We start from the raw sequence: 20,691 nt of genomic DNA on the forward strand, positions 1-20,691 counted from the left end.
GCCTACCCTCCGAGGACCGCGCGGAGGCCCGATGCTGCTGAATGTCCGAAATGTCGAGAAGTCCTACCCGACGGCGGACGGGCCGCAGCCCGTGCTGCGCGGCGTGTCCTTCGGGCTGGAAGCCGGGCGCACGCTGGCGCTGACGGGCGAAAGCGGGTCCGGCAAGTCGACGCTCCTGCATCTGATCGCCGGGCTCGACGCGGCAGATGCGGGCACGATCGAGATCACCGGAAAAGACGTCTCGCAGATGGACGAGGCCGGGCGCGCTGCGCTGCGCCGCGACGCCGTCGGGCTGATTTTCCAGCAATTCAACCTGATCCCCTCGCTGTCGGTCGGCGACAACCTGTCCTTCCACGCCCGCCTCGCCGGCCGCGATCCCGGCGACGTCGCGGCGCTGGCCGGGCGGCTGGGCCTGGCCGAGCACATGAGCCGCTATCCCGAACAGCTCTCGGGCGGGCAGCAGCAGCGCGTGGCGATCGGGCGGACCCTCCTGGCGCGGCCGAAGCTGATCCTCGCGGACGAGCCGACCGGCAATCTCGACGAGGCAACGGGGGACACGATGATGGGTCTGATGCGCGACCTTGCGCGCGAAAGCGGGGCCGGGCTGCTGATGGTCACCCATTCGGAGCGGCTGGCCGCCATGCTCGACGCGCGGCTGCACCTGCATCTGGGGCAGGTCGCGTGACGCGCGCGGGCCTCCAGGCGCTGGCCTCGCATTGGCGGCGGCACCCGCTGCAAGTGCTGACGCTGGTCGTGGGGCTGGCGCTGGCCACCGGGCTCTGGACCGGGGTGCAGGCGATCAACGCGCAGGCGCGGCTCAGCTACGACCAGGCGGCGGCGACCCTGGGCGAACAGGCGAGGCCCCGGCTGGAAGGGCCGCTGACGCTCGCCGATTTCGCCGCCGCGCGGCGCGCGGGCTGGCCCGTCACGCCGGTGATCGAGGCGCGCTTTCCGCGCACCACGCTGCGCCTCATCGGCATCGACCCCTTCACCGCGCCGCAGGACGGCACGCTGCCCGACCTGACCGGCGCGGGGGACCTGACGGGGTTCCTGACCGGCGAGCTCATCTTCGCCAATCCCGACGCGATCGCCCGCCTGCCCGAGGGCGCGCCCCGCGCCGTCGCGCTGGAGGCGCTGGGCCCGGGCCTCGTGCTCGCCGATATCGCAACCGCGCAGACCATCCTCGGGACGCAGGGCATCGACCACCTCCTGATCCTCGGTGCGGCCGAGGGCGCCCCGCCGCTGACCGATCTCATCCCCGGGACCCGCATCGTCGCGCCCGAGGCGCAGGGCGACGTCGCGCGCCTGACCGACAGCTTCCACCTCAACCTGACGGCCTTCGGCCTGTTGGCCTTCGCCGTCGGCCTGTTCATCGTGCATTCCGCCATCGGCCTCGCCTTCGAGCAGCGCCGTCCGCTCTTCCGCACCCTGCGCGCGCTGGGCCTGCCCGCGCGGCGCCTGTCGATCCTGGTCGCGCTGGAGCTTCTGGTCTTCACGCTGGTCTCGGGCGCGCTGGGGATCCTCCTGGGCTACGCGGTCGCCGCGGCGCTCCTGCCCGGCGTGGCCGCGACGCTCTCGGGTCTCTACGGCGCGGGTGTCGCGGGGTCCCTGACGCTCTCGCCCGCGTGGTGGCTGTCGGGCTTCGCCATGGCGGGGGCGGGGCTGGTCATCGCCGGGGGGCAGAGCCTCTGGCAACTGGCCCGCCTGCCGGTCCTCGCCCCGGCCATGCCGCGCGCCTGGGCCCGCGCCCGCGCCGCGACCTTGAAGCGGCAGGCGGCGGGGGGCGCGGCGCTTCTGGTCGCCGCGGCGGGCATCGGCGCGCTGGGCAGCGGGCTCGTGGCGGGCTTTCTCTGCCTCGGCGCGCTCTTGCTGGGCGCCGCGCTTCTGCTGCCGCCGATCCTGGCCCTGGCGCTCGATGCCGGCGCGCGTCTGGCGACGCGGCCGGTGGCGCAATGGCTCTGGGCCGATGCGCGCCAGCAATTGCCGGGCCTGTCGCTCGCGCTGATGGCGCTGCTCCTGGCGCTGTCGGCCAATATCGGCGTGGGCACGATGGTCGGCAGCTTCCGGGCGACCTTCACAGGCTGGCTGGACCAGCGGCTGGCGGCGGAGCTCTACGTGACGGCCGCCGACGCCGAGGAGGCCGTGGCGATCCGCGAATGGCTGGACCCGCGCGCCGAGGCGATCCTGCCCATCGTCTCGGTCGAGACGACGCTGGCCGGTGCGCCGGGCGAGGTCTTCGGCGTCGCCGATCATCCGACATACCGCGAGAACTGGCCCATCCTCGACGGGCTGCCCGGCCTCTGGGACCGGCTGGCGGCGGGCGAGGGGGCGCTGGTCAACGAACAGCTCGCCCGGCGCGAGGGGCTCTGGTCCGGCGACCGCGTCGATCTGGGCGCGGCGGGCGCGCGCGAGATCCTCGGGGTCTATTCCGATTACGGCAACCCGCGCGGCCAGGCGATCCTGGGCCTGCCGGTCTTCGACGCGCTCTTTCCCGAGGCGCCGCGCCTGCGCTTCGCCGTGCGCGTCCCGCCGGCGGAGTTGCAGCCGCTGATGGACGAGCTCGCCGCGCGCTTCGACCTGCCGTCCGACCGGCTGGTCGATCAGGCCGGCGTGAAGGCCTTCTCGCTGCGCGTCTTCGAGCAGACCTTCGCGGTGACGGCGGCGCTCAACGTGCTGACGCTCGGCGTGGCGGGCTTCGCGCTCTGGGCGTCGCTCACGACGCTCGGGACGATGCGCCTGCCGCAGGTCGCGCCGGTCTGGGCGCTGGGCCTGACCCGCGGGCGGCTGGCGCGCGCCGACCTGATCCGGGCGCTGATCCTCGCCGCCTTCACCGCGGCGCTGGCGATCCCGGTGGGCATCGCGCTGGCCTGGGTCCTGCTGGCGGTGGTCAACGTGCAGGCCTTCGGCTGGCGCTTGCCGCTCTTGCCCGATCCGGCGGGCTGGGCGGCGCTCGCGCTCTGGGCGCTGGTGGCGGCAGGGCTGGCCGCGGCGCTGCCGGCCCTTCGCCTCTGGCGCATCCCGCCCGCCCGGCTGGTCCAGGTCTTCGCACATGAGCGCTAGGATCCTTCTTCTCGCACTCTGGCTGCCGGTCCAGGCCGCCGCGCAGGGCTTCGCCGGGCTGGGCCAGGGGGCGGAGGGCTTCGCCCTGCCCACGCCCGACCCGACCTTCAGCTTCCCCGCGGATCACGGCGCGCATCCCGACTACCGCATCGAATGGTGGTACCTGACCGCTTCGCTGGAAGGCGCGGACGGGCAGCGCTACGGCATGCAGTGGACGCTCTTCCGCTCCGCGCTCACCCCCGAGGGGCCGCAGGTCTGGATGGGCCATCTGGGCGTCACCACGCCCGAGGCGCATTATTCGGGCGAGCGGCTGGCCCGCGGCGGCATCGGCCAGGCCGGGGTCGAGGCCGATCCCTTCGCCGCCTGGATCGACGACTGGCGGCTGGAAGGTTCGTCGCTCGACCGGCTGCGCCTGACGGCTGCGGGCGAGGCGGCCGGCTACGCGCTGGATTTCACCGCCGAGGGGCCGCTGGTCTTCCACGGGCAGGACGGCTTTTCGGTCAAATCGCCGACGGGGCAGGCGAGCTACTACTACTCGCAGCCCTTCTACGAGGTTGAAGGGCAACTCGATCTGCCCTCCGGGCTCGTCGCGGTCACCGGCCGGGGCTGGCTCGACCGCGAATGGTCCTCGCAGCCCCTCGAGGGCGACCAGGAGGGCTGGGACTGGTTCTCGCTGCATCTCGAGGACGGCCACAAGCTGATGGCCTTCCGCCTGCGCGGCGGCTCGCCCTATGCCTATGCCTCCTGGATCGCGCCCGACGGGATGCTGACGCCTTACGGGCCGGACGCGATCGCGCTCGAGCCGCTGGAGACGGCGCAGGTCGCCGACCGCGAGATCCCCGTCCGCTGGCGCCTGCGCTTGGCCGCCGAAGGCGTCGACCTGGAGGTCGCGGCGGTGAACCCCGACAGCTGGCAGGCGACGCTGTTTCCCTATTGGGAGGGGCCGGTGACCGCGACCGGTAGCCACGCCGCCACCGGCTATCTGGAGATGACGGGCTATGAGTGACCCTTGGGACGCGCTCGACACGCTGCTCGACCATCTCTGGGCGCGCCTCGCGCGGGGGGCGGCGGACGCGTCGGACCCGTTTCGCTTCGTCGCGCTGGCCACCGCCGGGGCGGAGGGCCCGGAGGCGCGCATGGTCGGCAACCGCGCAGCGGACCGCGCCGCCCGCCGTCTGGAGGTCCATTCCGACCTGCGCACCGCCAAGGTCGCGGCGCTGCGCCGCGATCCGCGCGCCACGCTCCTGTTCTGGGACGCGGCGGCGCAGCTGCAATTGCGCGTCCAGCTGGAGATGGATCTGATCCCCGCCGATCCCGCCCGCTGGGACCGCATCCCCGAAACGCCGCGCCTGAACTACGGCACCGATCCCGCGCCCGGCACGCCTGTCGCCGCCCCCGAGACCGTGACCCGCACGCCGGACCGGGCGCGCTTCGTCGCCCTGTCGGGGCGGGTGCGTGGCATGGATGCCGTCAGCCTGGCCCATGATCCGCATCGCCGCGCGCATTTCGCGGCCGACGGCACCGGGCAATGGGTCGCGCCGTAACCCCGCGTTCATCCCGACCGCGCTAGTCCTGCGGGCCGGAGGACCGGCCATGCCAGGCGAAAACGCGCGACCCATCATCATCAAGAAGATCAAGAAGGTCAGCGGCGGCGGCCATCACGGCGGCGCCTGGAAGGTCGCCTATGCCGATTTCGTGACCGCGATGATGGCCTTCTTCATGCTGATGTGGCTGCTGAACGCGACGACCGAGAAGCAGCGCAAGGGCCTCGCCGATTACTTCAGCCCGACCGTCGCGATCAGCCGCGCCTCGGGCGGCGGCGACGGCGCGATGGGCGGCACCTCGATGATGGCCGATGCCGCCCTGGTGCAGGTCGGCCGCGGCGGCATCACCTCGTCCGCGACTCACGGCACGACCTTGGAGGAGGCGGAGTTCCGCGCCGTCGAGGCGGCGCTTCTGGGCAAGGGCGGCGACAGCCTCTTGGACGAGGAACAGCTGCGGCATGTCACCGTGCGCCTCTCCGACGAGGGGCTGGTGATCGAGTTCTTCGACCTGCCCGACCGCCCGCTTTTCGAGGATAATCGCCCCAGCCCGCTTCTGCGCGGGCTCCTGGCCTCCGTCGCGCCCGAGGTCGCGAATCGCCGCAACGCGCTGGCCATTGACGCCCACACCGCCGCCGAACCCGTCGTCACCCGCGAGCCGCGGGCCTGGTCGCGCTCGGCCGCGCGGGCGGATGCGATGCGGCTCATCCTGCCCGAGATCGGGGTCGCCGACCGGCGCATCGCGCGCCTGACGGGGCATGCCGACCGCCGGCCGGCGGCTGCCAACCCCTTGTCGCCCCGAAACAATCGGGTCGAGCTGACGCTTCTACGCGGCGGCCGCTGACCGCCGGCGGGCGACCGCGCGCGGCGGATCGGGCCGCGTGAACCGCACCTTAAGACCTTGGGCGCAAACGTGGCCCCCGACAGCAGGGCCGAAAGGCCCCCGCCCGAGAACCCGAAAGGACCGCCGATGACGATCTCTTCCTCCCTCAATGCCGGGGTCACCGGTCTGAACGTCAATGCCAGCCGGCTGGCCACGATCTCGGACAATATCGCAAACTCCGCCACCTTCGGCTACAAGCGCGCGATCGCGGATTTCCACTCCCTCGTCCTCGATCAGAGCAAGGGCTCCTATTCCGCGGGCGGCGTGCGCGTGACGACCGGGCGCATGATCGACCAGCGCGGCACGCTGGTCACCACCAACAACGCCACCGACCTCGCCGTCTCCGGGCGCGGCATGCTGCCCGTGACGCGCAGCTCGGCCATCCTCGAAGACGGCACCACGCCCGAGATGCTGCTGACCAGCACCGGCTCGTTCCGGCCCGATGCCGACGGGGTGCTGCGCACCGAAAGCGGACTCGTCCTTCTGGGTTGGCCCGCGACGAATGACGGCGTCGTGCCGAACTTCCCGCGCGACACGCCCGGCGGCCTGCAGCCGGTCCGCGTCGACACCAACACCTACGAGGGCGACCCGACGACCAACGTGCTCCTGGGCGTGAACCTGCCCGCCACGGACACCGCCGCCGGATCGAGCGGCGACCCGCGCGAATTGTCGCTGGAATATTTCGGCAGCCTCGGCCAGGCCGAGACGCTTGACATCGCCTTCACGCCGAACATCCCCGCCAGCGGCAGCAGCAACGAATGGACGGTCGAGATCCGCGACCAGGGACAGGGCGGCATCGTCGTGGGCGAATTCACCGTCCTGTTCGACGACACGCGCCAAAACGGCGGCACGATCGACACGGTCACCCCGCTTTCGGCGGGCAGCTACGATCCCGCGACCGGGCTGATCACCATCGCCGCGCTGGGCGGCCCGATCGATATCGATATCGGCCGCCCGCTCGAGGCGAAGGGCCTGTCGCAGCTCTCCGACGTCTTCGCGCCGCTGTCGATCACCAAGAACGGCTCGCCCGTCGGCAATCTCACCACGATCGAGGTGGACGAGAAGGGCCTGCTCAGCGCGCTCTACGACACCGGATTCACCAAGGCGCTCTTCCAGATCCCCGTGGTCGACGTGCCCAACCCGAACGGCCTGAAATCGCTGCCGAACCAGACCTACGACCTCTCACTGGAAAGCGGGCCGTTCTACCTGTGGAACGCGGGCGAAGGGCCGGTCGGGGCCATGGTCGGTTTCGCGCGGGAGGAGAGCACAACCGATGTCGCGGGCGAATTGACCCAGCTCATCCAGACGCAACGCGCCTACAGCTCGAACGCGAAGGTCATCCAGACCGTCGACGAGATGCTGCAGGAAACCACCAACATCAAGCGCTGACGGCGGGGAGTGATCGCAGATGAGCCTTTCCAGCTCCCTCAACAACGCGGTCTCGGGCCTCGGCGCCGCTTCCCGCCGGGCCGAGACGCTCTCGGGAAACGTCGCCGGCGCCGATCGCCCCGGCTACCTGCTGCGCGAGGCCGTGCCCGGCCCCGCGGGCCGCGACCTCACCATCCGCCGCGTCCGCGACCCCGGGCTCGCGCAGATGCGCCGCGATGCGCAGGCGGGCGCCGCGGCCGCCGAGCGGGACCGCGACTTCCAGCTACGGCTGGACGCGGCCCTGGGCGATCCCGATCGCCCGGGCACGCTGCAGGACCGGCTCGCCCGGCTCGACGCGGCGCTGGTCCAGGCGGCCGGCAACCCGAGCGCGGCCAGCTTTCTCGAAAGCGCGCTGCGCGACGCCGACGCGCTCACCGCCGAGGTCAACGCCCTCGGTCGCCTCGTGGCGGCGGAGCGTTCGACCGCCGAGACGACCATCGAGGACACGGTCATCCGGCTCAACACCGATCTCGAAGCCGTCGCGCGCCTAAATGCCGATATCATGCGTCTGGGCAATCGCGGCGGCGATGCCGCCGATCTGCTCGATCGCCGCGACCTGCTGATCGACCGGATCTCGCTGCAGATCCCCCTGCGCACCCTGCCGCGCGAGGGCGGCGCGGTCGCGCTGGTCAGCCGCGGTGGCGTCATGCTCCTCGATGCGCGGCCCGCGCGGATCGAGTTCAGCGCCCGCGCGCTGGTCACACCCGAGATGGAGCTCGGGGCCGGTCTCTCCGGCCTTACGATCGACGGGCGCGAGATGATCCGCGGCGACGACCGCAGCCGGATCGCGGGCGGCGGGCTCGAGGCGCTCTTCATGCTGCGCGACGACACCGCCCCGCGCGCCGGTGCGCGGCTCGACGCCTTCGCCGCCGAGCTCGTGTCGCGCTTCGCCCAGCCCGCGGTCGACCCCACACTGGGCGTCGGCCAGCCGGGGCTCTTCACCGATGCCGGCGCCGCCTTCGATCCGGCCGCACTGGCCGGCCTCGCGGGACGGATGGCACTGAACCCGCTGCTTGATCCCGAGGATCCCGCGACCCATTGGCGGCTACGCGAAGGGCTGGGCGCCGCGCTTCCCGGCCCGGCCGGTCGGTCCGACCAGCTCCTGCGCCTCGGAGCCGCGCTGCGCAGCCCGCAGGCGCCCGCGACGACCGGCCTGACGGGGCGCAGCCTCGGGTTCGTGGACCTGGCCGCCACGCTGCGCTCGGCCGTCTCGGCCGACCGGCTTCGCGCCGAGGACGCGACCGAAACCCGCCAGGTTCAGGCCGCCGACCTGGCCGCGCGAAAGGACGGCGGCGCCGTCGATATCGACGCCGAAATGCAACGCCTGATCGAGGTCGAGCAGGCCTATGCCGCCAATGCCCGCGTGATCCAGGTCGTGGGCGACATGATCCAGCGCCTGACGGAGATCTGAGATGGACCTGACCCACGCATGGACCCCGCCGCCCGTCATCGCCGATCCCGGGCGCGCCACCCGCGCCCGGATCGACCGGCTATCGGCCGAACTCGGAAGCGGACGGCGCGCAGATCTGGGACGCGCCCTGCGGAGCGACTTTTCCGCTCTGGCGCGCGCCGCCCATGATTTCGGAACGGCCGAAGCGCGGCGCGTGGCGCTTTCCAACGCGGCCGATTGGACGGGGCGGATGCAGCTGGCGGCGGGCTTCGTCGCCGACCGCTCCGCCGACCTTTTCACCCGCGCGATCTCGGCGCTGGGCCAGGCCGCGCCAACTGCGATCGGCCCCCTGGCCACCGAGGCCGAGGGCAGCCTGCGCGACATGATGGCAGCATTGAACGGCCAGCAGGGGGGGCGGGCGCTCTTCGGAAACGGCGATCCGGACGGCGCGCCGCTCGGGGCCCCCGACGATTTGCTGGCCGCGCTGCGTCCCATCGCGGCCGGGGCGCTCGATCCCGACGCGCTGCTCCTGGCGTTCGACGATTTTTTCGCGCCCGGCGGCACGTTCGAAACCGATCACCTCGCCGATTTCCCGGTCGATGCCGTGGCCTTCCCGACGGGCCAAGGTCGCGCCATCCCGATCGCGGTCGATCTGGACGAGCCGGCGCTGCGCGCGGCGCTGCGCGACGCAGCCCTCCTGGCTCTTCTCCCCGAGGCGGCCGCCGCCGCAGCGCCTGCGGACCGTGCCGCGCTCGCGCGCGATCTCGCGGAGCGGATGTCCACGACCGCCGGCGGATTGACCGAGATGCGCGCGCGGATCGGCACGGTCGAGGCGCGCATCGCCGATGCACGCGGCGCGCTCGATCGCGAGGCCTCGGCGCTGGAGCGGTCATTGTCCGAGAGCACCGCCGCCGATTCCTACGAGACGGCGACGCGGCTTCAGGCCGAGATGACGCGCCTCGAATCGATCTATGCCATCACCGCGCGCCGCGCCCGCCTGACGCTGACCGGGTACTTGCGGTGACGGCGCCGGGGCGCCGACGCGGGGCGCGCGTCTGGCTTGTCCTTCTGCTGGCGCTCTGGCTGCCGATGGTTGCGGCGGCGCAATCGGTCCGGATCAAGGATCTGGCCGAGTTCGATGGCGTGCGCGGCAACGACCTGGTGGGGTACGGGCTGGTCGTCGGGCTGAACGGCACCGGCGATGGGCTGCGCAACGCCCCCTATACCGAGGAGATCATGCAAAACATCCTCGAGCGGCTGGGCGTCAACGTCACGGGCGAGCAGTTCCGGCCGCGAAATGTCGCATCGGTGATCGTCACCGCCGCGCTGCCGCCCTTCGCCCGCAGCGGCGGGCGCATCGACGTCACCGTCTCGGCCATCGGCGATGCCGACAGCCTGCTGGGCGGCACGCTGGTGATGACGCCGCTGACCGCGGCCGATGGCGAGGTCTATGCCGTCGCGCAGGGTACCGTGATTTCGGGCGGCGTTTCTGCCACGGGCGAAGCCGCCACGGTGATCGAGGGCGTGCCCACCGCCGGCGTCGTCCCGGCCGGCGGGCGGGTCGAACGGGAGGTGGATTTCGATTTCACGCAGATGACCCAGATCCGGCTGGCCCTGCGCGAGCCCGATTTCACCACCGCCGCCCGGGTCGAGGCGGCGGTCAACGCGGGGCTCGGGCGCGGTGTCGCGCGCATGCTAGACGCGGGCACGATCCTCGTCGACATCGCGCGGACGGGTCGCCCCTCGCCGGCGCATGCGCTCAGCGCGATCGAGAACATCGCCGTCCAGCCCGAGCATCGCGCGCGGGTCGTGGTCGACCAGGCGTCCGGCACGATCGTGATGGGCCGCGACGTCCGCATCTCGCAAGTTGCGGTGTCGCAGAACAACCTGACCTTGCGGATCGAGGAGGCGCCGATCGTCGTACAGCCCAACCCCTTCAGCGAAGGCGAGACCGTCGCCGTCCCGCGCACCGGCGTCGCCCTGCAGGAGGAGCCAGGCCCGGGCCTCGCCCTCGTCGAAGGCGGCACGACCCTGTCGGACGTGATCGCGGGGCTCAACGCGCTGGGCGTTTCGGCCCGCGACATGATCGACATCCTGAAGTCGATCAAGGCGGCGGGCGCCCTGCATGCCGAATTCGTGGTGCGCTAGGCGCTGACCTGCTCGGCACCGCCTCTCGGCTCAACTCGACCCGGCCGGGCCGGCACCGTGCCCGAAGCCGAGGGGCGCCGCCAAGCGCCGCGCGAGTGGAGTGATAAGGGCCACTCCTTCTGCCACGCGAAATCTGCCTTAAGCGAAGGTCGGCAGTCTGGGGGTTGCCGGGATAGGCTTGACGGTGCATCGCCTGGAGACCGGCCACCACATCGGGCGCGCCGCCTGACGGAAGCCCTGCAGGCCGCGGCATCCAGTTCGGGCACGGGCGAACCTCGAAGGGTTTCGCACGACGTCGCGGTGATCGGTGCGCTCGGCCGACAGGGCGCGGCGGAGTGGGCGCAAAGGCGCGGTCTCACGAAAGGTCCTCTCGGCACGCTGATCTCTTCGGACACGCTCCGATGCGCGCTTTATCGATGCGATACTTGCGTGATCGAACGGACCTCCGATTATGGGCGATCCTGACAGCCCTGGGCGCTTTGGGGCTTGCGCCTGCCCTTCGAAGCCGATCGGGCCGCAGCCGCAGCCGCAGCCGCAGCCGGAGCAGATCAGTCAAAAACACGGTCGGCCAAAGAAGCCTTCAAGGCCCGCGTTGAGCAACTTGTCCCGAATCGCTGAAATGCGATCCCGTGCGATTGGGGCGCAGTGCCAGGCGCAACGCGTTGCGCCGCCTCGCTTCCGCCATCGGGCCAGATAACCGGGCGCAAGCTGGGAGCTGCCTTTCATGATACGTCGCCCGCGTTTCCGCCATCGGGGCGGATAACCGGGCGCAGATCGGAGGGACGCTTTGGACGATGTCACGTCCCGCGTGACCAGGCGTGACCAGGCGTGACCCGGCGCGTTTCGGGACGCGCGGCCCGGTGCGCAGCCGACGAGACTGCGCCGGCCTTTTGGGCCATTCGATCCGACGGTCTTGCCGCGTTTCGGCTCAGGTTGGCTGGCCCGCGCCCGGTCACCCCGCGTTCCGGACGTCCGCATCGCCCGGCGCCAGGGTCGGCTTTCGGCGTAGGGTCCGGGCTCGTTCCGGGACCTGATCCGCCGCCGCGCTCCGCCATAGGGCCGCTTACGAGAACCGGCGCCTCGGTGCCCTGCCGGCTGCCTCGCTCGCGGCCGGGTCCAGTCGCATCGCCCCGTGCCCGTCGGCAGCCGGTCGGCGGGACCGCCAGGGCCGCACCGCGCCGCCTTGTCCGGGGCCCTCCGGTGCCATAGATCCCAACCATGCTCGAGACACTGTCCCTTCCGTTCCGCGAACGCCCGCCGCGGGTCTCCGTCCTGCGGCTCACCGGCATCATCGCGGCGAACGGCGCCCGCGGGACGCTGGCGCATGCCGGGCTGGCCCCGGTGATCGAGCGGGCCTTCCGGCGCGGCAAGCCGCAGGCGGTGGCGCTGGCGATCAATTCGCCCGGCGGCTCGCCCGTCCAATCGGCGCTGATCGGCAGCCATATCCGCCGGCTCGCCGACGAGCTCGAGATGCCGGTCCATGCCTTCGTCGAGGATGTCGCGGCTTCGGGCGGCTACTGGCTGGCTGCCGCGGCGGACGAGATCTGGGTCGATCACAGCTCGATCACCGGCTCCATCGGCGTCATCTCGGCCGGGTTCGGCTTCCATGAACTGCTCGCGCGTTACGGCATCGAGCGGCGCGTGCACACGGCGGGCGAGGACAAGTCGATCCTCGACCCGTTCCGGCCGGAGCGCGCCCGCGACGTCACCCGACTGAAAGAGCTGCAGGCCCGCATCCATGACAGCTTCAAGGCGCATGTCCGCGCCCGGCGCGGCGATCGGCTGGACGGCAGCCGCGACCTCTTCACCGGCGAGATCTTCGTGGGCGAGGAGGCGGTCGCGGCCGGTCTCGTCGACGGGGTTGGCCATCTCGTGCCCAAGATGAAGGAGCTGTTCGGCGATAAGACCCGGTTCCGCGTCTTCGCGCAGCGGCGACCCTTCATGGCCCGGCTCATTCCCGGCGTGTTGGACGAGGCGATCGGGGCGGTCGAGGATCGCGCCGCCTGGGCGCGGTTCGGTCTCTGAATGATCGTCAAGATCGTCACCCTCTTCCTGATCGGCATGGGCGTTCTGGCCATGTTCGGACGCCTGCGCTTTCCCGGCGCCGCCCGGCTGACGCGCCGCCGCTGCTCCGCCTGCGGCGCGCCGCGCGCCGGGCGCGGGCCCTGCCCCTGCGGGAAGGGCTGAGCCGCGTGCTGTTCGATCTGCTGCTGGTCGCCACGGGCCTGGTGATCCTGATCTTCGCGGGCGACGCGCTGGTGAAGGGCGCGGTCAACCTGGCGCTGCGGCTGGGCCTTCCGGCACTGGTGGTCAGCCTGACCGTCGTGGCCTTCGGCACCTCGGCGCCCGAACTTCTCGTCTCGATCCAGGCGATTCTGGACGGCGCGCCCGGTCTGGCGCTGGGCAATGTCGTGGGGTCGAACACCGCGAACGTGCTGCTGGTCCTGGGTATCCCGGCGCTGATCGCGACGCTGCACACGGCGTCGCACGACACGCGGCGGGACTACCTCTATATGCTGGCGGCGAGCTTTCTCTTCATCGCCTTCTGCCTGTCGGGCCAGCTGGTCTGGTGGCATGGGATCGTGCTGCTCCTGGTGCTGGCCGGCATCCTTGCCGCGACCTTCCTCGCCTCGCGCGGGGAGGAGGTCGAGCTGGAGGGGGCGGAACCCGGCATGTCGGGCAAGCGGCTTTCGGTCTATCTCGTGCTCGGCCTCGTGGGCCTGCCGCTGGGCGCGAACCTGCTGGTCGATGGCGCGACCTCGATCGCGCGGGTGCTGGGCGTCTCGGAGACGGTGATCGGCCTGACGCTGGTCGCCATCGGCACCTCGCTGCCCGAGCTTGCGACGACGGTGATGGCCGCACTGCGCCGGCATGCGGACGTGGCGCTGGGCAACGTGATCGGCTCGAATCTATTTAACCTGCTGGGGATCATGGGCGTGGCCGTTCTGGTCGGGCCCGTTCCCGTCGACGCGGCGTTCCTTCACAAGGACCTCTGGGTCATGCTGGCGGCGACGCTCCTGCTGATCCCGTTCGTCTTCATGGCCCGCGACATCACGCGGCGCTGGGGCGTGGCGCTCAGCGCGCTCTATGGCGGCTATCTCGTCTGGGCGCTGACATGAGGGCGACGCGATGAGAGCACTGGTCACGGGCGCGGGCGGGCGGCTGGGCGCCGCCATGGCGGAGGAGCTGGGCCGCGCGGGCTATGACGTGGCGCTGCATTACGCGACCAGCGCCGCCGGCGCGGGGGCGGTCGCAGACCGCATCGCCGCGCATGGCCGCCGGGGTGTGCCGCTGCAAGCCGACCTTCTGGATCTCGATCAGGCCGAGGCGCTGGTCGGGCGGGCGGCCGAAGCGCTGGGCGGCCCGCTGGACCTGCTGATCAACAACGCCTCGATCTTCGAGCATGACGATATCGCCAGCGCCACGCGCGAGAGCTGGGAGCGGCATTTCCGGTCCAACCTGCGGGCGCCCTTCATCCTGACGCAGGCCTTCGCGGAGCAGGCGCCGGCGGCGGGCGACGACGGCGAGCCGCGGGCCAGCGCCAACGTGATCAACCTGATCGATCAGCGCGTCCGCAAGCTGACGCCGGAATTCATGACGTACACGCTGGCGAAATCCGCGCTCTGGACCTTCACGCAGACCGCGGCGCAGGCGCTGGCGCCCGCGATCCGGGTCAATGCCATCGGGCCCGGCCCGACCTTGCGCGGTGCCCGGCAATCCGCAGACCATTTCGCCGCGCAGCGCGCCGCGACCGTCCTGCAGAGGGGCGCGGATGCCGAGGATATCTGCGCCGCGCTGCGCTACCTGCTGGAGGCGAAGGCCGTGACGGGGCAGCTGATCTGCGTCGATGGGGGCCAGCATCTGGGCTGGCAGACGCCCGACGTGCTGGGGGTCGAGTGACCGGCCTGATGCGCTGACGCAACGTCCGCCGGAGAAATTTCTCCACCTGCCGGGCCGGCACTGCGTAACCCGCCGCCGACAAAGGAAAAGTTTGTTGCCGGGACGCAGATAATATTTTCTATCCAAGGTTTTCAATGGGATATGGATCAGCGGCCGGCGCGGCCTTATGTAACGGTTTCGTGTCGACCGCCTTTTCCGGCAGGGGCCTCGCGATTCCGCTCCCACCTTTATCCACAATGCCTCGGGGGCGCCGTGGAAACCGCGCCTCCCCTTGAACCCCTCTCCGATCCGATGCAGCCCGAGACGAGAATCAGACGCCGATGAGCCAGACCGCGAAAACCGACAAGCCGACCGGCCCCGATGTCATCAAGCGTTTCCTGCGGACGCTCGATGGCAGCCCGGGCGTCTATCGGATGCTCGATGCGGAAAACCGGGTTCTCTACGTCGGCAAGGCGCGCAGCCTGAAGAACCGGGTGGCCAATTACACCCGGCTGCAGGGCCACAGCCCGCGGATCCGGCGCATGATCGCCGAGACGGCGTCGATGATGGTGCTGACCACCGCGACCGAGCTCGAGGCGCTGCTCCTGGAGCAGAACCTCATCAAGCAGCTCAAGCCGCGCTACAACGTGCTGCTGCGCGACGACAAATCCTTCCCGAATATCGAGGTCACGACCGGCCACGCCTTCCCGCAGATCCGCAAGCATCGCGGGCGCAAGGGGCAAGGGCAGTATTTCGGCCCCTTCGCCAGCGCGGGCGCGGTGAACCGCGTGCTCAACCAGCTGCAGCGGGTGTTTCTGCTGCGCAACTGCTCGGACAGCGATTTCGAGGGCCGCACCCGGCCCTGCCTGAACTACCAGATCAAACGCTGCAGCGCGCCTTGCGTGGGCTTCATCACGCCCGAGGATTACCGCGCCTCGGTCAGGGATGCCGAGCGGTTCCTGCGCGGCGAGACGACCTCGATCCAGGAGAAGCTGGCCCAGGAGATGAACGCCGCCGCGGAGGCGATGGAGTTCGAGCGCGCCGCCGCGCTGCGCGACCGGATCAAGGCGATGACAAACGTGCAGTCGGCGCAGGGCGTGAACCCGCAAGGCGTGCCCGAGGCCGACGTGATCGGGTTGCACATGGAAGGCGGGCAGGCCTGCATCCAAGTCTTCTTCATCCGCGCCAACCAGAACTGGGGCAATCGCGACTTCTATCCCCGCGTGGCCGAGGACATGAGCCCGACCGAGGTGATGGAGGGGTTTCTCGGCCAGTTCTACGACGGCAAGGAGCCGCCGCGCTGCCTTCTGCTGTCGCATGGCGTCGAGGAAGGCGACCTGATGGTCGAGGCGCTGTCCGAACGTGCCGGCCGCCGCGTGCAGCTTCTGGTCCCGCAGCGGGGCGAGAAGCACGAGCTGGTGCAGGGCGCCGTCCGCAACGCGCGCGAGAGCCTCGGCCGCAAGATGTCGGAAAGCGCCACGCAGGCCCGGCTTCTGGACGGCGTGGCCGCCGCCTTCGACCTGCCCGAGCCGCCCCGCCGGATCGAGGTCTACGACAACAGCCATATCCAGGGCAGCCACGCGGTCGGCGCGATGATCGTCTCGGGGCCCGAGGGCTACGAGAAATCGCAATACCGCAAGTTCAATATCCGCTCGGAGGAGCTGACCCCCGGCGACGATTTCGGAATGATGAAGGAGGTGCTGACCCGCCGTTTCAAGCGCCTGCTGAAGGAGGATCCGGAGCGGAAATCCGACCTGTGGCCCGATCTTTTGCTGATCGACGGGGGCGCGGGGCAGGTCAGCGCAGTGCGCCAGATCCTGCGCGAGCTCGGCGTCGAGGACGTGGCCATGGTGGGTGTCGCCAAGGGCGTCGACCGCGACCACGGCAAGGAGGAGTTCCACCGCACCGGCCAGCGTCCCTTCGCGCTGCAGCGCAACGACCCCGTGCTCTACTTCATCCAGCGCCTGCGCGACGAGGCGCACCGCTTCGCCATCGGCACCCACCGCGCCAAGCGCGCCAAGGCGCTGGTGGCCAATCCGCTGGACGACGTGCCGGGGGTGGGGGCCACGCGCAAACGCGCGCTCCTGCAGCATTTCGGCTCGGCCAAGGCGGTCGGCCGCGCGGCCCTTTCCGACCTCAAGGCGGTGGACGGGATCAGCGACGCGCTGGCCGAGACGATCCACCGGCACTTCCACGAGCGCGGGTGATCCGTCTGGTGGGGGCGGGCAAGCCGCGCTAGAAGGCCAGACATGACGTGGAACGTGCCCAACATTCTGACGGTCCTGCGCCTTCTGGCGGCGCCGGGCGTGGCGATCATGTTCCTGTTCTTCGCGCGGCCCTGGGCGGACTGGTTCGCGCTGGTCCTGTTCGTGACGGCGGCCATCACCGACTGGTTCGACGGCTACCTCGCGCGGGAATGGCAGCAGGAAAGCCGCTTCGGCGCGATGCTCGACCCGATCGCCGACAAGGCGATGGTTGTGATCGCGCTTCTGGTCATTACCGGCTTCTCGGGCATGAACCCCTGGATCCTGCTGCCCGCCACGGTGATCCTGTTCCGCGAGGTCTTCGTCAGCGGGCTGCGCGAATTCCTGGGCTCCACGGCCGGGCTCCTCTCGGTCACCAAGCTCGCCAAGTGGAAGACCACCGCCCAGATGATCGCCATCGCGGTCCTGTTCGCCGCCGGCGTGTTCGAGCACGCCTTCCTCGAGCGGACGGAAGGCATGGACATGGCGATGATCGACTCGATCATGACCGGCGCGACGCCCGATGAGGTCGGGCTTCTGGCCCTGGTGCAGGGCGAGGCGGTGACCTTCGCGATCGGCGTGGCGCTTTTGTGGGTCGCGGCGGGGCTGACGGCGGTCACCGGCTGGGATTACTTCGCCAAGGCCAAGCCCTATCTGGGGGACAAGCCGGCATGACGGTGCGGGTTCTCTATTTCGCATGGCTGCGCGAACGCATCGGCCAGGGCGCCGAGACGGTCGAAACCGAGGCCGCGACCATCGCCGATCTCGTGGCCGAGCTGCGGGCCCGCGACGACCGCCACGCCGCCGCCTTCGCTGACATGAGCGCCGTGCGCGCGGCCCGCGACCAGGAGCTGGTGCCGCTGGACACGCCGCTGGGCGGGGCTGCGGAAATCGCCTTCTTCCCGCCGATGACCGGGGGCTGAGCGCGATGATCCGGGTCGTCGTCTCCGAAGCCGATTACGACCTCGGGGCCGAGGCCGCGCGGCTGGAGGCCGGGCAGGCGGGCGCCGTCGTGACCTTCACGGGCCGCGTCCGCGACGTCGAGGGCGGGCTGCGGCACATGGAGATCGAGCATTACCCGGGCATGACCGAACGCGCGCTGACGGACATGGCGGATCAGGCCGTGAAGCGCTGGGACCTGACCGGCGCGACGATCGTCCACCGCCACGGCACGCTCGCCCCCGGCGCCCGGATCATGATGGTCGCCACCGCCGCGCGCCACCGCGCCGCGGCCTTCGCGGCGGCCGAATTCCTGATGGATTACCTCAAATCCCGCGCCCCCTTCTGGAAGAAGGAGGTCACGTCCGAGGGCGCGGAATGGGTCGAGGCCGCGACCCGCGACGAGGATGCGCTCACGCGCTGGTGAGGCGTCAGCGTGCCGGCCCGCGCCCCAGCAGCATCGCCGCGTCCAGCCCGTCCAGATCGGCGGCCGTGGGCTCCACGCCGTGATGCGGGCGGTGGCTGCGTCCCGCCATCCGTCGCGTGACGTCGCCCGCAAGGTCCTCGCCCAGCCCGGCCAGCACTTCCGGCGCGACCAGCAGCGATTCCGCCGGAATGCATTCGGCGTAGATGATCTCATGCGCGTCGAAGAGCAGGTGGAAGTAATCCACATGCCCGCCCGGCGCCCGGCGGATCGTGTCTCCGTTCACGAGATGGCGCGCGCGCACCAGCAGCTCGGCCCGGCCCGCACCGATGCGGTCTTCGCGCTGGTAGATGAAGAGACGGTGATCGGGCGAGAGCACCAGCTCCTCGGCGTTGTTGAGGGCGCCCGCCGCGATGACGACCGGCGCCGACAGCCCCTCGGCGCGCACCGTCTGCCGCCCGGTCCAGCGGATCGGCTGCACACCGTGATCGCGCGTCAGCACGCGGTCGCCGGGCTTGAGCCTCTCGACGGGCACCTGCGCGCCGTCGCTCATGGTGATGCGCGTCCCGCGCGTGAAGCTGACCTGCGCGACGGCGGCCAGTTCGCCCGCGACCGCCGCGGTGGCGATCAGCGTGTATTCATCGCCCGGCGAAAGGGGCCCGAGCGGCAGCGCCAGGCGCTCGCCCGCGAGGTCCAGAACCAGCACCTCGACCGTCACGCCCCGCTCGCCCATGATCTGGTGCCGCGCCAGCGCCGCGACCGGCTGGCCGGCCCGGCCGACCGAACTGCCGGGGGCCACGACAATCGCGCCGCCGTGGCGTGCCAGCACCAGTTCGCGCGCGCCGGCGGCGTCGGACAGCGTGTAGATGTCGCCCGCCACCACGTCCTCCACCGCGCCGATGGGATCGCCCATCAGCGCCCCCGTCTCGACGCGCAGGGCCGCGGCCGGGTAGACGGCGCAGCGGCTCAGCCGGGACAGGGAGGCGGGGTCGGACATGCGCCCTGATCTAGCCATTCGGCGCGGCGAAAACAGGGCCCGGCGATGGCCTGCGCGCGCAAATTCGGCGACGCCGCCGATTGCCCCCGTGTGAAGCGCCGCGGGCGATGCTAGGCCGGGGCGCAGATCGAACAGGGAGAGACGCATGGATCTGGGTATCAAGGGCAAGCGGGCGCTGGTCTGCGCTTCGTCGAAAGGTCTGGGCCGCGGCTGTGCCGAGGCGCTGGCGGCCGCGGGCTGCGACCTCGTGCTGAACGCGCGCGGCGCCGAGGCGCTGGAGCAAACGGCCGAGGCGCTGCGCCGCGACCACGGGGTCGACGTGACCCCCGTCGCCGCCGATATCACCAGCGAGTCGGGCCGCGACCGCGTCCTCGCCGTCGCCGGATCGCCCGACATTCTGGTCACCAATGCGGGCGGCCCGCCCCCGGGCCTCTGGTCCGACTGGGACCGTGAGGATTTCATCGCCGCGCTGGATGCCAACATGCTGACGCCCATTGCGCTGATGAAGGCCTGCCTGCCCGCGATGATGGATCGCGGCTGGGGCCGGGTCGTCAACATCACCTCGCAGAGCGTCCGCGCCCCGATCCCGGCGCTGGGCCTGTCGAACGCCGCGCGCACGGGGCTCACGGGCTATGTCGCGGGCACCGCGCGGCAGGTCGCGGCCCAGGGCGTGACGATCAACAATCTCCTGCCCGGCATCCACGCCACGGATCGCGCCAACGCGCTGGACGGGCCGGTGGCGGAGCGCGAGGGGATCAGCATCGAGGAAGCCCGCGCCCGGCGCGCGGCGACCATCCCTGTCCGGCGCTACGGCACCTCCGAGGAATTCGGCGCGGCCTGCGCCTTCCTCTGCTCGGTGCATGCGGGCTTCATCGTGGGGCAGAACCTGCTCGCCGATGGCGGCGCGACCAACATCACGATGTGACGGGCCGCGCGCGGCGGTTCAGCCCCGCCGCGCGCGCCGCAGCCGCAGAAGCGTCAGGCCCGCGACGCCCAGCGCCGAAGCCGCGGCGAAGACGCCCAGCGCGGTCGGCCCGTTCTGCACGAAGACCGCGACCAGCGCCCAGACCAGCGCGACGCCGTAGAAGAGCGACGCCTTGCGCCGCAACATCGCCGCCGCGATGGCGAGCCCGGCCCCCAGCGCGACGAAGGCCCAGCCCGTCTCGCCCAGCGGCGGCCAGGACCAGCCCGCCGCGATGAGCCCGATCGACACCGCCGACGCCGCCGTCAGCCAGCCGGCATAGAGCCCGATCGGCGCGCGCAGGAGCCACAGGTCCTTCTGCGGCGTCTCGGACAGAGCCCAGAGCGCACCGCCCAGCATCACCCAGATCAGCACCGTCGCCCAGATCGGCGAGGCCACGGCCACCGCCAGCCAGCCCGCGCCGACGCCGAGGCTGACGATCAGCGGCAGGCGGGTGGCATCCCAGGCCGGGTCGGCCCGCCGCTTCCAGAGGCCGAAGCCCGCCGAGACCAGAAGCCAGAGATAGATCACCCCCCAGATCGAGAAGGCGTAGCCCGCGGGCTGGACCACCGGCGCTTCGATCGGATTGGGGAATTGCGCGGGCTCGTAGCCGCCGAAACCCGGCACGAAGACCGGCGAGACGGCGAAGGCCAGCGTGGCGATCAGCACGAGAAGGGCGCGAAGGGGCATCGGAGCGGGTCCCGGAATTGCGTTTCCGTCCCAGCTACCACAAGGGCGGGGCCGGGAAACCCCGGGGCGTGATACGCAAGACGCCGGCCCGATGGGGGCCGGCGTCGG

At 71.2% G+C, this 20,691-nt stretch carries 20 protein-coding genes; 18 read left to right on the top strand and 2 right to left on the bottom strand.

Going from position 1 to position 20,691, the window contains the following annotated elements; genetic code table 11:
- Nucleotides 1–31: 31 nt before the first annotated feature.
- From P8627_RS11805 to P8627_RS11885, 17 genes are all read left to right on the top strand, one after another.
- Nucleotides 32–685 (top strand): ABC transporter ATP-binding protein, encoded by a 654-nt coding sequence (locus P8627_RS11805; protein ID WP_279964313.1) that lies wholly within the window; start codon nt 32–34, stop codon nt 683–685.
- A complete protein-coding gene (locus tag P8627_RS11810; protein ID WP_279964314.1) occupies nt 682–3,060 on the top strand; it encodes an ABC transporter permease in 2,379 nt (792 codons plus the stop codon). The genes P8627_RS11805 and P8627_RS11810 overlap by 4 nt, the downstream gene beginning before the upstream one ends.
- Nucleotides 3,050–4,066, top strand: coding sequence for a lipocalin-like domain-containing protein (locus tag P8627_RS11815; RefSeq protein WP_279964315.1), 1,017 nt, complete (start codon nt 3,050–3,052; stop codon nt 4,064–4,066). Before P8627_RS11810 ends, P8627_RS11815 begins: the two co-directional genes overlap by 11 nt.
- The gene (locus P8627_RS11820; RefSeq protein ID WP_279964316.1) at nt 4,059–4,604 is read left to right on the top strand and encodes a pyridoxamine 5'-phosphate oxidase family protein; all 546 of its coding nucleotides are present in this window, start codon (nt 4,059–4,061) and stop codon (nt 4,602–4,604) included. The genes P8627_RS11815 and P8627_RS11820 overlap by 8 nt, the downstream gene beginning before the upstream one ends.
- Nucleotides 4,605–4,653: 49 nt before the next feature.
- Nucleotides 4,654–5,445, top strand: coding sequence for a flagellar motor protein MotB (locus P8627_RS11825; RefSeq protein ID WP_279964317.1), 792 nt, complete (start codon nt 4,654–4,656; stop codon nt 5,443–5,445).
- A 126-nt stretch (nt 5,446–5,571) separates the two neighbouring features.
- Nucleotides 5,572–6,873, top strand: coding sequence for a flagellar hook protein FlgE (locus P8627_RS11830; protein ID WP_279964318.1), 1,302 nt, complete (start codon nt 5,572–5,574; stop codon nt 6,871–6,873).
- Between the two features lie 19 nt (nt 6,874–6,892).
- The gene (locus P8627_RS11835) at nt 6,893–8,323 is read left to right on the top strand and encodes a FlgK family flagellar hook-associated protein (protein ID WP_279964319.1); all 1,431 of its coding nucleotides are present in this window, start codon (nt 6,893–6,895) and stop codon (nt 8,321–8,323) included.
- A gap of 1 nt (nt 8,324) precedes the next feature.
- Complete coding sequence (locus P8627_RS11840) at nt 8,325–9,326, top strand: flagellin (RefSeq protein WP_279964320.1); 1,002 nt, start codon at nt 8,325–8,327, stop codon at nt 9,324–9,326.
- Between the two features lie 65 nt (nt 9,327–9,391).
- Nucleotides 9,392–10,450: a flagellar basal body P-ring protein FlgI gene (locus P8627_RS11845; RefSeq protein ID WP_279967461.1), complete on the top strand. Its 1,059-nt coding sequence runs from the start codon at nt 9,392–9,394 to the stop codon at nt 10,448–10,450.
- Nucleotides 10,451–11,668: 1,218 nt separating this feature from the next.
- Entirely contained in the window at nt 11,669–12,475 is an 807-nt protein-coding gene (locus P8627_RS11850) for a S49 family peptidase (RefSeq protein ID WP_279964321.1), read from the top strand.
- Complete coding sequence (locus P8627_RS11855; RefSeq protein WP_279964322.1) at nt 12,476–12,637, top strand: hypothetical protein; 162 nt, start codon at nt 12,476–12,478, stop codon at nt 12,635–12,637.
- 8 nt (nt 12,638–12,645) lie between these two features.
- The gene (locus P8627_RS11860; protein WP_407932985.1) at nt 12,646–13,569 is read left to right on the top strand and encodes a calcium/sodium antiporter; all 924 of its coding nucleotides are present in this window, start codon (nt 12,646–12,648) and stop codon (nt 13,567–13,569) included.
- Between the two features lie 10 nt (nt 13,570–13,579).
- Nucleotides 13,580–14,350 carry an SDR family oxidoreductase gene (locus P8627_RS11865; RefSeq protein ID WP_279964324.1) on the top strand — a complete coding sequence of 257 codons (771 nt, stop codon included), beginning with the start codon at nt 13,580–13,582 and terminating at the stop codon, nt 14,348–14,350.
- A gap of 320 nt (nt 14,351–14,670) precedes the next feature.
- The gene (uvrC, locus tag P8627_RS11870; RefSeq protein ID WP_279964325.1) at nt 14,671–16,536 is read left to right on the top strand and encodes an excinuclease ABC subunit UvrC; all 1,866 of its coding nucleotides are present in this window, start codon (nt 14,671–14,673) and stop codon (nt 16,534–16,536) included.
- Between the two features lie 42 nt (nt 16,537–16,578).
- Complete coding sequence (gene pgsA, locus P8627_RS11875) at nt 16,579–17,247, top strand: CDP-diacylglycerol--glycerol-3-phosphate 3-phosphatidyltransferase (protein WP_279964326.1); 669 nt, start codon at nt 16,579–16,581, stop codon at nt 17,245–17,247.
- A gap of 2 nt (nt 17,248–17,249) precedes the next feature.
- Entirely contained in the window at nt 17,250–17,495 is a 246-nt protein-coding gene (gene moaD / locus P8627_RS11880) for a molybdopterin converting factor subunit 1 (protein ID WP_279967462.1), read from the top strand.
- Between the two features lie 8 nt (nt 17,496–17,503).
- On the top strand, nt 17,504–17,938 hold the full coding sequence (locus tag P8627_RS11885; protein ID WP_279967463.1) for a molybdenum cofactor biosynthesis protein MoaE: 435 nt from the start codon (nt 17,504–17,506) through the stop codon (nt 17,936–17,938).
- 4 nt (nt 17,939–17,942) lie between these two features.
- On the opposite strand, the gene P8627_RS11890 is transcribed toward P8627_RS11885, so the two are convergent.
- Complete coding sequence (locus tag P8627_RS11890) at nt 17,943–18,932, bottom strand: Hint domain-containing protein (protein ID WP_279964327.1); 990 nt, start codon at nt 18,930–18,932, stop codon at nt 17,943–17,945.
- Between the two features lie 145 nt (nt 18,933–19,077).
- On the opposite strand from P8627_RS11890, the gene P8627_RS11895 reads away from it, so the two are divergent.
- A complete protein-coding gene (locus P8627_RS11895; protein WP_279964328.1) occupies nt 19,078–19,857 on the top strand; it encodes an SDR family oxidoreductase in 780 nt (259 codons plus the stop codon).
- An 18-nt stretch (nt 19,858–19,875) separates the two neighbouring features.
- On the opposite strand, the gene P8627_RS11900 is transcribed toward P8627_RS11895, so the two are convergent.
- Nucleotides 19,876–20,583 carry a hypothetical protein gene (locus P8627_RS11900; protein ID WP_279964330.1) on the bottom strand — a complete coding sequence of 236 codons (708 nt, stop codon included), beginning with the start codon at nt 20,581–20,583 and terminating at the stop codon, nt 19,876–19,878.
- Nucleotides 20,584–20,691 lie beyond the last annotated feature (108 nt).

The organism is Jannaschia sp. GRR-S6-38 (genome assembly GCF_029853695.1).
In the GTDB taxonomy this organism is placed as follows: Bacteria; Pseudomonadota; Alphaproteobacteria; order Rhodobacterales; family Rhodobacteraceae; genus Jannaschia; species Jannaschia ovalis.

Bases quoted from the DNA above. Each gene is read 5' to 3' on its own strand.
- P8627_RS11805 (WP_279964313.1), top strand. From the start codon at position 32: ATGCTGCTGAATGTCCGAAATGTCGAGAAGTCCTACCCGACGGCGGAC.
- P8627_RS11815 (WP_279964315.1), top strand. From the start codon at position 3,050: ATGAGCGCTAGGATCCTTCTTCTCGCACTCTGGCTGCCGGTCCAGGCC.
- P8627_RS11820 (WP_279964316.1), top strand. From the start codon at position 4,059: ATGAGTGACCCTTGGGACGCGCTCGACACGCTGCTCGACCATCTCTGG.
- P8627_RS11825 (WP_279964317.1), top strand. From the start codon at position 4,654: ATGCCAGGCGAAAACGCGCGACCCATCATCATCAAGAAGATCAAGAAG.
- P8627_RS11830 (WP_279964318.1), top strand. From the start codon at position 5,572: ATGACGATCTCTTCCTCCCTCAATGCCGGGGTCACCGGTCTGAACGTC.
- P8627_RS11835 (WP_279964319.1), top strand. From the start codon at position 6,893: ATGAGCCTTTCCAGCTCCCTCAACAACGCGGTCTCGGGCCTCGGCGCC.
- P8627_RS11840 (WP_279964320.1), top strand. From the start codon at position 8,325: ATGGACCTGACCCACGCATGGACCCCGCCGCCCGTCATCGCCGATCCC.
- P8627_RS11845 (WP_279967461.1), top strand. From the start codon at position 9,392: ATGGTTGCGGCGGCGCAATCGGTCCGGATCAAGGATCTGGCCGAGTTC.
- P8627_RS11850 (WP_279964321.1), top strand. From the start codon at position 11,669: ATGCTCGAGACACTGTCCCTTCCGTTCCGCGAACGCCCGCCGCGGGTC.
- P8627_RS11855 (WP_279964322.1), top strand. From the start codon at position 12,476: ATGATCGTCAAGATCGTCACCCTCTTCCTGATCGGCATGGGCGTTCTG.
- P8627_RS11865 (WP_279964324.1), top strand. From the start codon at position 13,580: ATGAGAGCACTGGTCACGGGCGCGGGCGGGCGGCTGGGCGCCGCCATG.
- uvrC (WP_279964325.1), top strand. From the start codon at position 14,671: ATGAGCCAGACCGCGAAAACCGACAAGCCGACCGGCCCCGATGTCATC.
- pgsA (WP_279964326.1), top strand. From the start codon at position 16,579: ATGACGTGGAACGTGCCCAACATTCTGACGGTCCTGCGCCTTCTGGCG.
- P8627_RS11890 (WP_279964327.1), bottom strand. From the start codon at position 18,932: ATGTCCGACCCCGCCTCCCTGTCCCGGCTGAGCCGCTGCGCCGTCTAC.
- P8627_RS11895 (WP_279964328.1), top strand. From the start codon at position 19,078: ATGGATCTGGGTATCAAGGGCAAGCGGGCGCTGGTCTGCGCTTCGTCG.
- P8627_RS11900 (WP_279964330.1), bottom strand. From the start codon at position 20,583: ATGCCCCTTCGCGCCCTTCTCGTGCTGATCGCCACGCTGGCCTTCGCC.